The sequence below is a fragment of the Micavibrio sp. TMED2 genome (genome assembly GCA_002168225.1).
Lineage (GTDB): Bacteria > Pseudomonadota > Alphaproteobacteria > TMED2 > TMED2 > TMED2.
Genome location: NHBH01000001.1, coordinates 338419 through 352076 on the forward strand (window position 1 = coordinate 338419; position 13658 = coordinate 352076).

The 13658-nt window shown below is 61.6% G+C and carries 12 protein-coding genes; 4 read left to right on the forward strand and 8 right to left on the reverse strand.

Translation table 11 applies throughout. The features are described from left to right. Nucleotides 1-28: 28 nt before the first annotated feature. The 5 genes from CBB62_01695 to CBB62_01715 all read right to left on the reverse strand — a co-directional run bounded on the left by CBB62_01695 (nucleotide 29) and on the right by CBB62_01715 (nucleotide 4100). Nucleotides 29-748 (reverse strand): hypothetical protein, encoded by a 720-nt coding sequence (locus CBB62_01695; GenBank protein OUT41100.1) that lies wholly within the window; start codon nucleotides 746-748, stop codon nucleotides 29-31. A gap of 181 nt (nucleotides 749-929) precedes the next feature. Continuing rightward, nucleotides 930-1895 (reverse strand): hypothetical protein, encoded by a 966-nt coding sequence (locus CBB62_01700; protein ID OUT41101.1) that lies wholly within the window; start codon nucleotides 1893-1895, stop codon nucleotides 930-932. Beyond that, nucleotides 1895-2794 (reverse strand): chromosome partitioning protein ParA, encoded by a 900-nt coding sequence (locus CBB62_01705; protein OUT41102.1) that lies wholly within the window; start codon nucleotides 2792-2794, stop codon nucleotides 1895-1897. Before CBB62_01705 ends, CBB62_01700 begins: the two co-directional genes overlap by 1 nt. A 69-nt stretch (nucleotides 2795-2863) precedes the next feature. Next, nucleotides 2864-3484: a 16S rRNA (guanine(527)-N(7))-methyltransferase RsmG gene (locus CBB62_01710; GenBank protein OUT41103.1), complete on the reverse strand. Its 621-nt coding sequence runs from the start codon at nucleotides 3482-3484 to the stop codon at nucleotides 2864-2866. After that, nucleotides 3462-4100, reverse strand: a complete 639-nt coding sequence (locus tag CBB62_01715; GenBank protein ID OUT41104.1) for a hypothetical protein — start codon at nucleotides 4098-4100, stop codon at nucleotides 3462-3464. The genes CBB62_01710 and CBB62_01715 overlap by 23 nt, the downstream gene beginning before the upstream one ends. 165 nt (nucleotides 4101-4265) lie before the next feature. Here CBB62_01715 and CBB62_01720 point away from each other — a divergent pair, with 165 nt between their 5' ends. Together CBB62_01720 and CBB62_01725 are read left to right on the forward strand one after the other, a co-directional pair. After that, on the forward strand, nucleotides 4266-5423 hold the full coding sequence (locus CBB62_01720; protein OUT41105.1) for a hypothetical protein: 1158 nt from the start codon (nucleotides 4266-4268) through the stop codon (nucleotides 5421-5423). Between the two features lie 22 nt (nucleotides 5424-5445). Continuing rightward, complete coding sequence (locus CBB62_01725; protein ID OUT41106.1) at nucleotides 5446-5730, forward strand: hypothetical protein; 285 nt, start codon at nucleotides 5446-5448, stop codon at nucleotides 5728-5730. Here the strand turns inward: CBB62_01725 and CBB62_01730 are convergent, their stop codons facing one another. Continuing rightward, nucleotides 5731-7608, reverse strand: a complete 1878-nt coding sequence (locus CBB62_01730; protein OUT42587.1) for a tRNA uridine-5-carboxymethylaminomethyl(34) synthesis enzyme MnmG — start codon at nucleotides 7606-7608, stop codon at nucleotides 5731-5733. A 196-nt stretch (nucleotides 7609-7804) separates the two neighbouring features. Here CBB62_01730 and CBB62_01735 point away from each other — a divergent pair, with 196 nt between their 5' ends. After that, entirely contained in the window at nucleotides 7805-9631 is a 1827-nt protein-coding gene (locus CBB62_01735; protein OUT41107.1) for a hypothetical protein, read from the forward strand. A 5-nt stretch (nucleotides 9632-9636) separates the two neighbouring features. Here CBB62_01735 and CBB62_01740 read toward each other — a convergent pair whose 3' ends face one another. Continuing rightward, on the reverse strand, nucleotides 9637-10986 hold the full coding sequence (locus tag CBB62_01740; protein ID OUT41108.1) for a tRNA uridine-5-carboxymethylaminomethyl(34) synthesis GTPase MnmE: 1350 nt from the start codon (nucleotides 10984-10986) through the stop codon (nucleotides 9637-9639). A gap of 63 nt (nucleotides 10987-11049) precedes the next feature. Continuing rightward, complete coding sequence (locus CBB62_01745) at nucleotides 11050-11427, reverse strand: ferredoxin (GenBank protein ID OUT41109.1); 378 nt, start codon at nucleotides 11425-11427, stop codon at nucleotides 11050-11052. A gap of 120 nt (nucleotides 11428-11547) precedes the next feature. Between CBB62_01745 and CBB62_01750 the strand changes: the two genes are divergently transcribed. Continuing rightward, complete coding sequence (locus CBB62_01750; GenBank protein OUT41110.1) at nucleotides 11548-13644, forward strand: thioredoxin domain-containing protein; 2097 nt, start codon at nucleotides 11548-11550, stop codon at nucleotides 13642-13644. Nucleotides 13645-13658 lie beyond the last annotated feature (14 nt).

Sequence of the window (13658 nt, forward strand, 5' to 3'; positions counted from 1 at the left end):
TGCTTATACCTTCGGATTCAGCCAGCAATCATGCGGCTTTGCCGAGGCCCGGACGGGCGTTCGGGTTGGGGCGGAAACCGACCAGATTGGCGACCCGTGGATCGTCGAGACGGGTCACGACGAGGTCGGCATCGGGGTGCACATGTTTCGGATCGGACTGGATCTGGATCACGGTCAGCCCTGCCCGCTTGGCCGCCTCGACACCGACGAGGCTATCCTCAAGTGCGATAATCTGGCGACGATCCTCGGCACTGGTCAGCCCCATTTTTTCGGCTGCGAGCAGATAGCTTGCCGGGGATGGTTTGCCCTCGGCGACATCATCAATGGCGACGACAAATTCCAGATGACGACGATCTGCACCAAGGCTCGACAGGGCCACCTCACCGATATCGCGCTGGGAATTGGTTACGGCTGCCTGGCGCATCCCGGCCTCGGCGGCACGGTTCAGAAATTCCCTGGCACCAGGCATGGGTTCGATCTGCCGCCAATGGGTCAGAAAATAGGCCGAGAGCTGTTCACGGAACTCGGCTTCATTGACCGTGGCATTCGGATTGTTACGGCGGGCTTCATCGCGGACCAGCTCGAAACGCTTTTTGGCACCTTTGCCATTGATGTCATCGAGTTGCTGATCGGTGAGCGCAACACCGTAATAGGCTTTTGCGACCTGTTTGAGCGCGTCGCGGTGCACGTTTTCGCTACGTGCCATGGTGCCGTCAATATCGGTCAGCACCGCTCGAAATCTGGACATTGGAAGTCATTTCCATTGCTACGGGACCAGTTCATGGCCTTACCGTCGCTGCGGATAATGAAAACCGGGAGTGATTACTAGCTACCGACAGATGATTTAACCTAACTGAAACAATGGGTTAGGCAAGTTGATTGTCGGGTTTCACAGTGGTCTTGCGCTGGCCGGCTCAGGGCGAGCCGGATCAGGTCAGGCGGCGGATCAGTTCGTCGAGCTGCTCAAGGCTTTGATACTCAACGCTTACGGTGCCTTTAACGCCCTTGCCGTCGATCGAGACCTTGAGGCCGAGGCGCATGGACAGATCATGTTCAAGCGCCAGAATATCGGCATCCTTTACACCGGCGGCGGCCTTGCGAAGCGCATCGCCGGTCGGGTCTTTCTGCTTTGCTTCACCGGTTTTGCGTGCCTGCGCCAGTCGTTCGGTTTCACGCACGCTGAGGCCGCGATGGGCGACATTCTGGGCCAGCACGATGGCGTCGGGCACACCGATCAGGGCGCGGGCATGACCGGCGGTCAGCTTGCCGTCGCGTAACAGATCGCGCACTTCAGTCGGCAGGCCGAGCAGGCGCAGGGTATTGGTCACATGGCTGCGGGATTTACCCACTGCCTTGGCCACATCTTCCTGCCGATGGCCGAATTCATCGATCAGCCGTTGCAGACCTTCGGCTTCTTCAAGGGAATTGAGGTCGCGGCGCTGGAGGTTCTCGACAAGAGCGACCTGCAGGGCTTCCTCATCATCATAATCCTTGATGATGACCGGCACATCATGCAGCGGCGCTACCTGACAGGCACGCCAGCGGCGCTCACCGGCAATAATCTCGAACTTGTCCCCGGCAACGGCACGGACCAGAATTGGCTGGATCAGGCCACGCTCGCGGATCGACTGGGCCAGCTCGTCGATGGCGTCTTCGTCGAATTCCTGACGCGGCTGGTATTTGCCCGGCTGCAGCTTTTCCAGCGGCAGGGTGCGCAAACCGCCGCGTGGCTGGGCAGCAGAGGCGGGCGCATCGCTTGCGTCGGCGGGTGCCGTGGCATCCGGTGCGCTGTAGGATGCTTCGGCATCGGAAAACAGCGCATCAAGCCCGCGACCGAGGCCACGTTTCTTGCGGGCGGCTGCCTTGCCGTCTTCTTTGTTGTCGGGCGCATTCATTACTGCACACTCGCCTGTGCTTGCGCGGTGTCGGGCAGGTGGGTGATGACCTCACGCGCCAGATCGATATAGGCCTTGCTGCCAGCGCATTTGTAATCATAGATCAGGGCCGGCACGCCATGGCTCGGCGCTTCCGACAGGCGCACATTGCGCGGGATGGTGGTGGTGAAGACCTTGCCGCCCATATATTCGCGCACGTCATCTTCAACTGCCTGGCTGAGATTGTTGCGCCGATCGACCATGGTCAGGACCACGCCCATCATCTGCAGCTCCTTGTTCAACCCGCCCTGGATCAGCTGGATCGTGCGGGTCAGGTGGCTGAGGCCTTCAAGCGCATAGAACTCGGCCTGCAGTGGCACCAGCACATGATGCGAGGCAACCAGACCGTTGAGGGTCAGCATGCCGAGTGCCGGTGGGCAGTCGATGATGATGAAGTCGAACTCCATCGGCACGTTGCGGATCGCCTCACGCAGGCGAAACTCGCGCCGACGCTCGTTCACCAGCTCGATTTCCGCGCCGGACAGGTCGATGGAGGATGGCACGATGGACAGGCCGGGAATAGGGGTACTGTGCACGCAATCGACGAGATCGGCCTCACCGGAAATCAGGTCATAGGTGCCGAGCGCTTCACTCTCGCGCCGCACGCCGAGGCCGGTTGAGGCATTGCCCTGCGGGTCCAGATCGACCAGCAACACGCGCTTGCCGATGGCGGCGAGGGCCGTGCCCAGATTAATCGCGGTCGTGGTCTTGCCGACGCCGCCTTTCTGGTTGGCGATCGAGATAACGGTCGGCAGGGTCAGATTTCCACTCACGGGCCAGTTCCATTGCAGGCGGCGTAACTCACGCTCATACAGAGGGTGATACGTCTCAGGCGTGATGCTGGCAAGGGCGCTGCTCATCGGCTCGGCTCTCCGGCTTGGGTCAAAACAGTTCTGTTCACCCCGTACCAGCGCATATCGGCCTGTCAGCTAGATAAGGTCCTGATCGCCTTGCTTTTCAAGGCGCCGCAGCACGATTACACGGGCGGCCCGATCCGTCTCGCTGGCATGGGTTTCCACCTCAAAATTCCAACATTTAGTGGCTTCGGTCAATTCCGCATCTACATTTTGTCCTTTTAAAAAGATACAAAATCCGGATTCCGCGAGGTGTGGCTGTGTATATGTGAGCAGTTTGTCGAGCGAAGCCAGTGCCCGCGCCGTTACCACGTCGGCTTTGAGCGAATCGAGGCTTTCGATTCGGTCGGTGTGGATCGTGACCTTTGCCCCGGTTTCCTGCGCCACGCTGCGCAGAAACGCGCATTTCCGCTGGTCGGATTCGATCAGATGCACATCGAGATCGGGCCGCAGACAGGCAATCACCAGCCCCGGAAAACCAGCCCCGGAGCCGAAATCCACCAGTCGTGCCGGGCCATCGGGCAAATAGGGCAGTAACTGCGCGGAATCCTGAAAATGCCGCACCCACATCTCCGGCAGGGTTTTGGGCCCGACGAGATTGATCCGCGGCTGCCATTTCTTCAGTAGCGCGGCATAGGCGGCGAGGGCAGGGTGCTGTTTCAGGGCGTTCAGGTCAGGGCTGGTCAGGGAGGTCATGGCGTTGTTGCTGGCGGTAACGATAAAGCATCATGGCGGTCAGGCCGCTGGTGAGCAGACAGGTAAAGGCGGTGGTAAAGGGCAGGATCATGGTAACGCTGCGTATGGTTGCCTCACAATCGATACGGTTTACCGGCAGATAGGTCACGACCAGCAGCAGCAAGGATAGGAAGATCAGGCCAGCAGCAGGCTTGAGATTGACCCGAAAGCCCTGTTTCGGCGTGGTCCGTTGCGCCCAGCGGATTGCAGCGAGAGCCGTCGCGCCACAGCCGACAGCAACACCAGCCAGATAGGGCAGGTACAGCCGCCCGAAGGTATTGAGGCCCGCCGGGCATGTCTCACCATCGCTGAGCGCCATCAACGCGCCCCGATCCGACAGCAGCCACGGGAGAGAGGCGATCAGGACGGCGGCAATCAACAGGCTGATCAGCGCGGTTTCTGCCGCTTCCAGCGGTTTGTACATGCCATGCTGGAGCATGAAGATGCAGACGGTGACAAACAGCCCGCCAAACAGCAGCGGCGAGCCACCGGCACCCATGAGCGAGGGCAGCAGCGCAAGGCCAAATATGGCAAGGGCGCCAACCCGCGCCAGCAATCCGATGGTTGTTGGTTCCATGGGGTGAGGTAATAGCGCCGGAAACGGGCCGGGCCAAGGCTTTGTTCTCCCAAGGAATTATGAGCGGTCGGTCGGGGATGGGGGTATTCAATCCCGCTGGTCATTTTCTAACGTTACAGATACTCTATACGCTATAAATTCGTTTCCGAAACTCTGGTTCTCTTCATGCCGGAACAGACAGCACGAGAAAGCACCGTCCTCGACGTCAGCGAAATCAACTGTTTTCGCTCGCGCAAGACTGCGCAATGCCTGCAGGACAGCTTTCACCAGCGGATTGCCAAGCATGTGCGGGCCGGTATCGGTGATCTGCCCGATGACTGGCAGGAACAGGCGATCCCGCTGCTGGTCGATTACGGCATTACCCGCTCGAAAAAGCGTTTGTCGGTCGAGCCGGAGGATTTCTCCCGCCTTGCCGGACAGGCGGAAAAGCTGGCGCGTCGCCGCAATGGTGGCAAGCCCGTGGATCTGGTCGGTTTCGTCGATAATCTGCGCGATGCGGTGGAGATTGCCCAGGTCACACTGGAGGATGCTGAGGACCGCGCGGTAAACAGCATGGTAGCGGATAATCAGGACCGCCCGGCATTTTATGATGAGCGGTTGTTCCGGGGCGAGGACCGGGTTTATCTGGAGTTGCCACAGCCGGAGAGCGAGATTGCGCCCCGGATTGCCGAGGCACTTGCCCCCCATGGCTATGGCGAGCTCGACTATAAGGGTGGCTTTATCCGCAATCCCCATGGCGACATGGCCCGGATCGGCAAGGCGCTGAAGAAGTACAAGCTGACCGATCTGTGCGAGGATTTCATGCGCGACCCGGCCCGCGCCGACCCGGCCATGGTGATGATTTCCCGCAAGACCGAGGATGTGGCGCGCATGTCCACCGCCCGTGACTGGTCGAGTTGTGTCGTGGCGGGCAGTCACCGGTTTGAAAAGCATATGCCGGAAGATCTGCAGCGCGGTACGCTGGTTGCCTATCTGGTTCGCCCCAATGATCCCGAGGCCCATGAACCAATGGCCCGGATGAACCTCAAGACCTATGCCAATGAGGCGGGGGAGGAAATCCTCGTGCCGTACAAGGTCTATGGCAAGGCCGATGACCGCTTCCCGGCATTCGTCAAATCCGTGATTGATGAAACGGTAAATGCGGGCAAGACCGGCACCTTTACCCTGCCGCAAACCCTGCTTACCGACGATCTCGACTATCAGGTGGAGCGCGATGCCGATGGCAATCTCTATTCCAACCTCACCCTGATGCCCGATCCGCCCAAGCAGACCGGTCGGAAACTGCCGGAAGGCACGAAACTGGGTGACCGGATCAGGCTCTAGGGTCTAATGTCCCGATTATACCATGATCATCGCCGGAACAGTCATGAACAGCCTGCCGCCAACCATCTCGATCCTGTTTGAACGCCAACCGGCCCCGACCCTGCGTCAGCGCCTGCGCGATGCCTATCAGGCGGGCGATACCGCGCTGTTCGATGGCGCGGTCACATGGAAACTCGAGGCTTTCGAGGACGAACGCATCTGGGAAGGCACCGCCGCCAGCTTCGACGCCATGGTCGCCGAAATCATCACCACCCTCGGCGACCGCCAAGACGACGCGGTACAGCTGGTGATTGAGGAAGCCAAATAATCAGGCCGCATCCCGTTTTTTTACGTGGCGGAGCAGGGCGACGACGGCGGCGGGGGTGACGCCGGGGAGGCGGGCTGCGGCGCCGAGTGTCGCCGGGCGCGCGGTTTTCAGCCGGGTGCGGACCTCATTCGACAGGCTGCCGATGGCGTCATAATCGAGATCGCCGGGAATCTCGAGCGCCTCATCCTTCTTGAACGCCCGGATATCCGCTTCCTGCCGGTCGAGATAGCCGGAATATTGTGCATCAATGGTCAGCTGTTCCGCCGTGGCGGCGTCGAGGTCGGCCAGTTCCGGCCAGACGGTCGCGAGCTGTGCCAGCGTGATGTCCGGGTGGCGGAGCAGATCGGCGACCGAGCGGTGCTTGCCGTCATGATTGATGGTGATGCCGTGGCGCGCCAGTTCCTGCGGCGTTGCCTTGTTGCTGTCGGCGAAGTCACGGGCGGCGGTGAGTTTCGCAGCCTTGTCACCCCAGGCGGCAGCCCGGTCGCGGCCCACCACACCGACCGCGAGACCGGCGGGGGTCAGGCGCTGGTCGGCATTATCGGCACGCAGGGTCAGGCGGTATTCCGCCCGGCTGGTGAACATGCGGTATGGTTCCGGTGCGCCGCGGGTAATCAGATCGTCGATCAGCACGCCGATATAGGCCTGTGACCGGTCGAGGGTGAAGCTGTCGGTGCCGCCGGCGGCTTTCAGCGCAGCATTGGTGCCGGCCATCAGCCCCTGTGCGCCCGCTTCCTCGTAACCCGTGGTGCCGTTGATCTGGCCAGCCAGAAACAGCCCGGCGAGACGTTTGGTTTCCAGCGTCGGTTTCAGCTCACGCGGGTCGATATAGTCATATTCGATGGCATAGCCGGGTTTCAGTATCACCGCATTTTCCAGCCCCGGAATGGTTTTCAGCAGGGCGTGCTGCACATCCTCGGGCAGGGAGGTGGAAATACCGTTCGGATAGATCGTGTGATCGTCGAGGCCTTCCGGCTCGAGGAAAATCTGGTGCCGCGACTTGTCGGCGAAGCGCACGACCTTGTCCTCGATCGACGGGCAATAGCGTGGGCCGGTGCCTTCGATCTGGCCGGAATACATCGGTGCCCGGTGCAGATTGTCCTGAATGATCCGGTGGGTTGCCTCATTGGTATAGGTGATGTGGCACGGCACCTGTGGTGTGGTGATCCGGTCGGTCAGGTAGGAGAAGGGCAGCGGCGGGGTATCGCCGGGCTGTTCCTCAAGCTGCGTGAAGTCGATGGTCCGGCCATCGAGGCGGGCCGGGGTGCCGGTTTTGAGCCGCCCGAGGGTAAAGCCCGCACGCTCAAGCGTATCGGACAGGCCGAGGGCAGGCGCCTCGCCATCGCGACCGGCGGGAATTTTCTTCTCACCGATATGGATCAGCCCGCGCAGGAAGGTGCCGGTGGTAATGACCACGGCGCGGCAGGGCACGGTATCGCCGTCGCTGGTGATGACGCCAGAGATCGCGCCATCGGCATCAAAGGCGATATCTTCCGCCCCGGCCCCGCGAATATCGAGGTTTTCGGTTGCGGCGAGCAGTTCCTGCACCGCGAGACGGTAGAGCTTGCGGTCAGCCTGGGCGCGGGGGCCGCGCACCGCCGGGCCTTTTGAGCCGTTGAGGGTGCGGAACTGGATGCCGCCCTTGTCGATCGCCTTGCCCATGATGCCGTCGAGGGCATCGATCTCACGCACCAGATGGCCCTTGCCGAGGCCACCGATCGCCGGGTTACAGGACATGACGCCAACGGTTTCGAGCTTGTGGGTCAGCAGCAGGGTGGCAGCACCCATGCGCGCGGCAGCCGCTGCGGCCTCGGTGCCCGCATGGCCACCGCCGACGACAATCACGTCATAGCTTTTGCCCTGACCGGCATCGGTCAGGAGGGTGTCAGTTACTGTACTCACGGGCCTGTAATCCGCTCGAATGTTCTGGAGAGGCGCAATTTATGCTGATTCCACGACAGCGTCAAAACTTGTCCACATCCACCCGGCGCATGGCGCGCATGTTTCACGTGAAACACGGCGGCTGGCGCTTCGCATCCGTGGGTGATCCCGGCGCTGGCCTTGGCGGTAAAGCATGGGTTATAGCCATCCCATGACCAATGATAACGACCAGATAGCACCGGAACTGGCCGCCGCGCGCACGGCGCATATGGCCGGCGATCTCGCCGCCGCATTACCGGTTTATGAGCGCTTTGCCGGTGAGAACGATCCCGATGCGCTCAACCTGCTCGGCATTGTCGCCGGGCAGCAGGGTGACATGGCGCTGGCCGAGACCCGGTTCCGGGCGGCGCTGACCGCACGGCCAAGCCATCGCGGAGCCGGGATCAATCTGGCGAAACTGCTCGGCTCACAGGCGCGCTCGGCGGAGGCCGTCGCGGTCTGGGCCCGGCTTGCTGCCGATCACGCGACCGAGCACCCGCTGGATCGGGCCATGTCGCTCGAATACGCCCGGCATCTGGGCTACTGCCATCGCCATGATGATGCCCATGGGATACTGGCGCGGTTGCATGAGGAGGAGCCGGGCGATCCGGTGGTGGCCGAGGCCCTGCTGATGGCGAGCCGCTATATCGCCGACTGGTCGCGCCATGACCGGCTGACTGCGCTGGTGGCGGCAGAGACGGCAAAACGGCTGGCGCAGGAGCAAGTACCGCTTGAGACACCGATGGTGGCACTGTTCCGCACCGATGACGGCAAAACCCAGCGCCGGATTGCCGAGGCCCATGCCGCCGGTATTGCCGCAAAAGCAGAAAAGCTGCCTGCCCGACCTGTGCGACAGGATGGTGGGCCGATCCGTCTCGGCCTGTTCACGCCGAATTTTCACGATTTCGCGCCGACCGTGCAGTTGCTGCGCGGCGTGCTGAAGAAACTGGATCGGCAAAAGTTCACGCCAATCCTGTATTACTGGGGCGGCAGGCCCTTGCCGGTCGATCATGCCGATATGGTTGCGGTGGCGGTTGATCTGGAAGCGATGAATGTTGTGCAGTCCGCCGATCGGGTCGCAGCGGATGACATCGATATCCTGCTGGACCTCAAGGGCTGGTCCGGTGGTCATCGACAGGCGGCGTTGGCCCGGCACCCGGCGCGGGTGCAGGTCTCGTGGCTCGCTTATCCTGGTACGGTGGGTGGTGACTGGATCGATTATGCGCTGCTTGATCGCCACGTATTGCCCGACGGTGCGCGGGACGAGTATCGCGAGGCGGTTATCCGCCTGCCGGTCACCTATCAGGCACGCGATAATGCCCAGCCGATCGGCCCGCGTGTTTCACGTGAAACATCGGGACTGCCCGATGACCGGTTCGTCTTCACCAGCTTCAACATCTCGCACAAGCTGGAGCCGGGGATTTTCGGTGCGTGGATGCGGATTTTGAGCCAGTTGCCCGATACCGTGCTGTGGCTGATGACCGCCTATCCGGCCTATGAGGCGAATATCCGGGCCGAGGCGGCGAAGCGCGGGATTGATCCGGCGCGCATCCTTTTTGCCCCGCATCTGGCGGATAAGAGCGCGCATCTGGCGCGGCTCGGTGCTGCCGATCTCGCCCTTGATACCCGCATTTGCGGTGGTCATACCACCACGTCAGACGCGCTCTGGGCCGGGGTGCCGGTGCTGGGGTTGAGTGGCAATGCCATGGCAGCGCGGGTCAGTGCCAGCCTGCTCCATGCGGTCAATCAGCCGGATATGATCTGCGACAGCCTCGCGGCTTATGAGGCTCAGGCCATTGCCCTGGCGGGCGAGGAACGGGACCGGCTGGAGGCGCATCGCCAGAGCCTGCAGGCAGCATCGTCATTGCCCTTGTTTGATACCGCAGCACGGACCCGTGATCTCGAACGGGCGCTGGAGATGGTCTGGGCGCGCCACTGTCAGGGTCTGTCGGTCGGCGATTTCGACGTGCCGCCCGGCTGATCGCGCTATTTCCCGATACAGAAGTCGCGAAAGATCACGTCGAGCAGATCTTCCACATCTACCCGCCCGGTGATGCGACCCAGCGCGCGCAGGGCGAGGCGGGTATCCTCGGCGGCCAGCTCGGGCTCTTCGGCGCTGATCGCGCGGCTGAGGCTGATGCGTGCCTCTTCCAGTGCTTCCCGGTGGCGGGCGCGGGTCAGGCTCGGGCCGCTGCCTGCTGCCTCAAGGCTCGCCTTGACCTCGTGTTCGAGGGCGTGGAGCAGGTTGTTCAGCCCGGTGCCGTGTTTGGCCGATACCGTAACCACCGGATAGCCGTCGAGGGTGACCGGCAGATCGCCAGCCAGATCGGCCTTGTTGATCACGATGATCGCGCCGTGATGGGCATGGGGGACGAGGGCAGCGGGCAGGGCGGGCTGTGCCGGGTCAATATCCACCGCATCGACCACCAGCAGCTTGAGGTCGGCTTCCTCGGCGCGGGCCAGTGCCCGGCGGATGCCCTCGGTTTCGATCACATCGGCGGTTTCGCGCAAACCGGCGGTGTCGAGCAGGGTGACCGGATAGCCGCCAAGGTCCAGATGCACCTCGATCACATCACGGGTGGTTCCGGCAATGTCCGAGACGATGGCGGCATCGCGGTCGGCAATGGCGTTGAGCAGAGAAGATTTACCGGTATTGGGCGCGCCGAGAATAGCGATCATGACGCCATCGCGCAGACGCTCGCCCCGGCGATTATCGCTCAGATGCCGGGTGATTTCCTCAATCAGCCCGTTGATATCGGGCGTAACCGCGGCAACTACGCCATCGGGCAGGTCTTCGTCGGGGAAGTCGATGTCGGCCTCGATATAGGCCAGTGCCCGGGTCAGCCGGTCGGCCCAGCCGTGATACAGGGTTTTCAGCGAACCGCTCAACTGGTCCAGTGCCTGCAGCCGCTGGGCCTCGGTTTCGGCATCGATCAGATCGGCCACCGCCTCGGCCTCGGTCAGGTCGAGACGGTTGTTCTCGAATGCCCGGCGGGTAAACTCGCCCGGTGCAGCAAGGCGCAACCCGTCCATTGCGTTGAGCGCGGCCACTGTGGCGTCAATGATCGCCCGCCCGCCATGCAGGTGCAGCTCGACCACGTCTTCGCCGGTAAAGCTCGCCGGGGCGGTGAAAGTCAGCACCAGCGCATCATCAATCGGGTGGCCGCTTGCCGGATCGGTCAGGCGGCGCAGCGCTGCCTGACGTGGTGCGGGCACCGGCTTGTCACCGGAGAGCGCAGACAGCGCCACATGCGCCCGTGGCCCGGACAGCCGGATCACAGCGATCCCGGCGCGGCCATGGCCGGAGGCGAGGGCATAGATGGTGTCTGTACTCATATTAAGGGCTGTCTCTTGATCCCATGTTTCACGTGAAACATGGGGGCCTGTTTTGGGTAATGTTCAGGCCGTCTGGTGTTCGGCCAGCTCGGTCTGTTCCGGGCTGAGGCGCAGATCCTCGACGATCTCGCCACCGATTACGTGCTTTTCGAGGATGCGGTCAATATCCGCCTCGTTTTTGTAATGATACCAGACGCCATCCGGATAGATCACCAGCACCGGGCCAAGCTCGCAGCGGTCGAGGCAACCGGCGATATTGACCCGCACTTTGCTGATGCCCAGCGCCTTGGCCTTGGCCTTCATGTAATTCCGCAGCGGGGTCGCACCGCGTTCGTGGCAGGAGCCGCGCTTATGCCCGGCAGGTCGTTCATTGGTGCAGGCGAAAATATGCAGACGGTAATATTGGTCATCGTCTGAAACCTTTGAATTCTCAGTGTTCATAAGAGTTTTCTGTCTGTGTGAATATGTTGTTGATGAGTGAACTAGCATCTTGGGCCGAACGTCGCTAGGGTCGCATATGTTGCTCCTTACCCGCCCTACGCTTCCGGATCACCGCCAGACATGACCGCCAGAAACCAGCTCGATCAAGAGACCAGCCCGTATCTGCTGCAACATGCCGATAACCCGGTGCATTGGTGGCGATGGAGTGATGAAGCATTTAATGTCGCCAAGGAGCAGAACAAGCCCGTTCTGCTGTCAATCGGCTATGCCGCCTGTCACTGGTGCCATGTCATGGCCCATGAGAGCTTTGAGGATCAGGCGATTGCCGATCTGATGAACGAGAAGTTCGTCAGCATCAAGGTCGACCGTGAGGAACGCCCGGACCTTGACCATCTGTATCAGGCAGCGCTGGCGGCGATGGGTCAACAGGGCGGCTGGCCGCTGACCATGTTCCTGACCCCGGATCGTGAGCCGTTCTGGGGCGGTACCTATTTCCCGCCGGAAGAGCGCTTCGGTCGTCCCGGCTTTACCCAGGTGCTGACACAGGTCAGTGACATTTACCATCGCCAGCCGGAGAAGGTTGAGAACAACGTCACCGCCCTGATCGAGGCGCTGGAACAACAGACCTTCAGCGTGCGCGGCGATACCGGCATTGAGCCGGCAGTCATGGACCGGATGGCCGAGCGGATCGCCCGCGACATTGACCCTGTGCATGGCGGTATCGGCTCGGCACCGAAGTTTCCGCATTTCAGCATTCTGGAACTGCTCTGGCGCAGTTGGCTGCGCACCGGTGACGAGACCTACTACCATGCCGTCACCTTTACCCTCGACGGGATGTGCGAGGGAGGTATCTATGACCATCTGGGCGGCGGTTTTGCCCGCTATGCCACCGATGAGGAATGGCTGGTCCCGCATTTCGAGAAGATGCTCTACGACAACGCACAGGCGATCGAGCTGCTGACGCAGGTCTTCCTCGGCAGTGCCAATGTGCTGTACCAGCAGCGCCTGCATGAGACGGTTGACTGGGTCTTGCGGGAAATGACCGTTGAGCATGGCGGTCTGACCGCTTTTGCCGCGACCCTCGATGCCGATACCGAGGGCGAGGAAGGCAAATTCTATATCTGGTCGGAAGCGGAGATCGACAGCCTGCTCGATGACAAGGCACCGGTCTTCAAGGCGGCTTATGATGTTACCGGGCTTGGCAACTGGGACGGTGTCAATATCCTCAACCGCCGCCGTGGTGTGCCGCCCGCCGATGCCAAGGGCGAGAAAATCCTCGCCGAATGCCGGGATATCCTGTTCCGTGCCCGCGCTGATCGGGTGCCGCCAGCACGTGACGGCAAGGTGCTGGCCGATTGGAACGGCATGATGATTGCGGCGCTGGCCCGTGCCGGTTTTGTCTTCGAGCGCAAGGACTGGCTCGATGCGGCGCGCAGTGCCTTTGACTTTGTGGTGGCCAATGTTGCCCGCGATGGCGAGATGCGTCACAGCTGGTGCGCCAATGCGGCGGGTGAAGGCATTACCCGCGGCCATGCCACGCTCGACGACTTCGCCCAAATGGCCCGAGCGGCGCTGATCCTCTACCAGTATCAGGGTGATGCGTCCCTGCTGACCCAGGCCCAGCGCTGGGTGGACATTCTCAACCAGCATTTCTGGGATAGCGAAAACAGCGGCTATTTCATGGTTTCCGACAAGGCCGGGGATGTGTTTGTCCGCGCCCGTCATGCGGTGGATCAGGCAACGCCATCGGGCAATGGCGTCATGGTCCGGGTTCTGGCCATGCTGTTCTATATCACCGGCGATCAGGCCTATATGGAGAAGATGGAGGCGCTGACCCGTACCTTCTCCGGTGAAATTCAGCGCAACTTCTTCCCGCTGGCGACATTTATCAATTCAGTTGACTATATTCAGGCTGCCCGACAGGTGGTGATCATGGGTGGCCGGGAAGCAGCAGAGTCGGCTGGCCTGATTGATGCCATGCGGCGGCATCCGTCACCGAATATCCTGCTCAATGTGGTCGAGGACCGCCATGCCCTCGGCGGCGGCAACCCGGCGCAGAACGGTGTAGTCGGTGGCAAGTCGCTGATCGACGATCAGGCAACGGCCTATGTCTGTGAGGGCATGGCCTGTCAGCCGCCGGTGAATACACCGGGCGATCTGGCCGGTATTCTGGCGCAGGGCCTGAAAATGCCGTCACCGCCGAGTGCAGATGACTGAAAACAGCAGGTGCC

What these genes read in the sequence shown, in the direction of transcription:
- CBB62_01705 (OUT41102.1), bottom strand. Translation starts at nt 2,794, where the DNA reads ATGAGCAGCGCCCTTGCCAGCATCACGCCTGAGACGTATCACCCTCTG.
- CBB62_01745 (OUT41109.1), bottom strand. Translation starts at nt 11,427, where the DNA reads ATGAACACTGAGAATTCAAAGGTTTCAGACGATGACCAATATTACCGT.
- CBB62_01725 (OUT41106.1), top strand. Translation starts at nt 5,446, where the DNA reads ATGATCATCGCCGGAACAGTCATGAACAGCCTGCCGCCAACCATCTCG.
- CBB62_01735 (OUT41107.1), top strand. Translation starts at nt 7,805, where the DNA reads ATGGGTTATAGCCATCCCATGACCAATGATAACGACCAGATAGCACCG.
- CBB62_01715 (OUT41104.1), bottom strand. Translation starts at nt 4,100, where the DNA reads ATGGAACCAACAACCATCGGATTGCTGGCGCGGGTTGGCGCCCTTGCC.
- CBB62_01695 (OUT41100.1), bottom strand. Translation starts at nt 748, where the DNA reads ATGTCCAGATTTCGAGCGGTGCTGACCGATATTGACGGCACCATGGCA.
- CBB62_01720 (OUT41105.1), top strand. Translation starts at nt 4,266, where the DNA reads ATGCCGGAACAGACAGCACGAGAAAGCACCGTCCTCGACGTCAGCGAA.
- CBB62_01750 (OUT41110.1), top strand. Translation starts at nt 11,548, where the DNA reads ATGACCGCCAGAAACCAGCTCGATCAAGAGACCAGCCCGTATCTGCTG.
- CBB62_01710 (OUT41103.1), bottom strand. Translation starts at nt 3,484, where the DNA reads ATGACCTCCCTGACCAGCCCTGACCTGAACGCCCTGAAACAGCACCCT.
- CBB62_01700 (OUT41101.1), bottom strand. Translation starts at nt 1,895, where the DNA reads ATGAATGCGCCCGACAACAAAGAAGACGGCAAGGCAGCCGCCCGCAAG.
- CBB62_01740 (OUT41108.1), bottom strand. Translation starts at nt 10,986, where the DNA reads ATGAGTACAGACACCATCTATGCCCTCGCCTCCGGCCATGGCCGCGCC.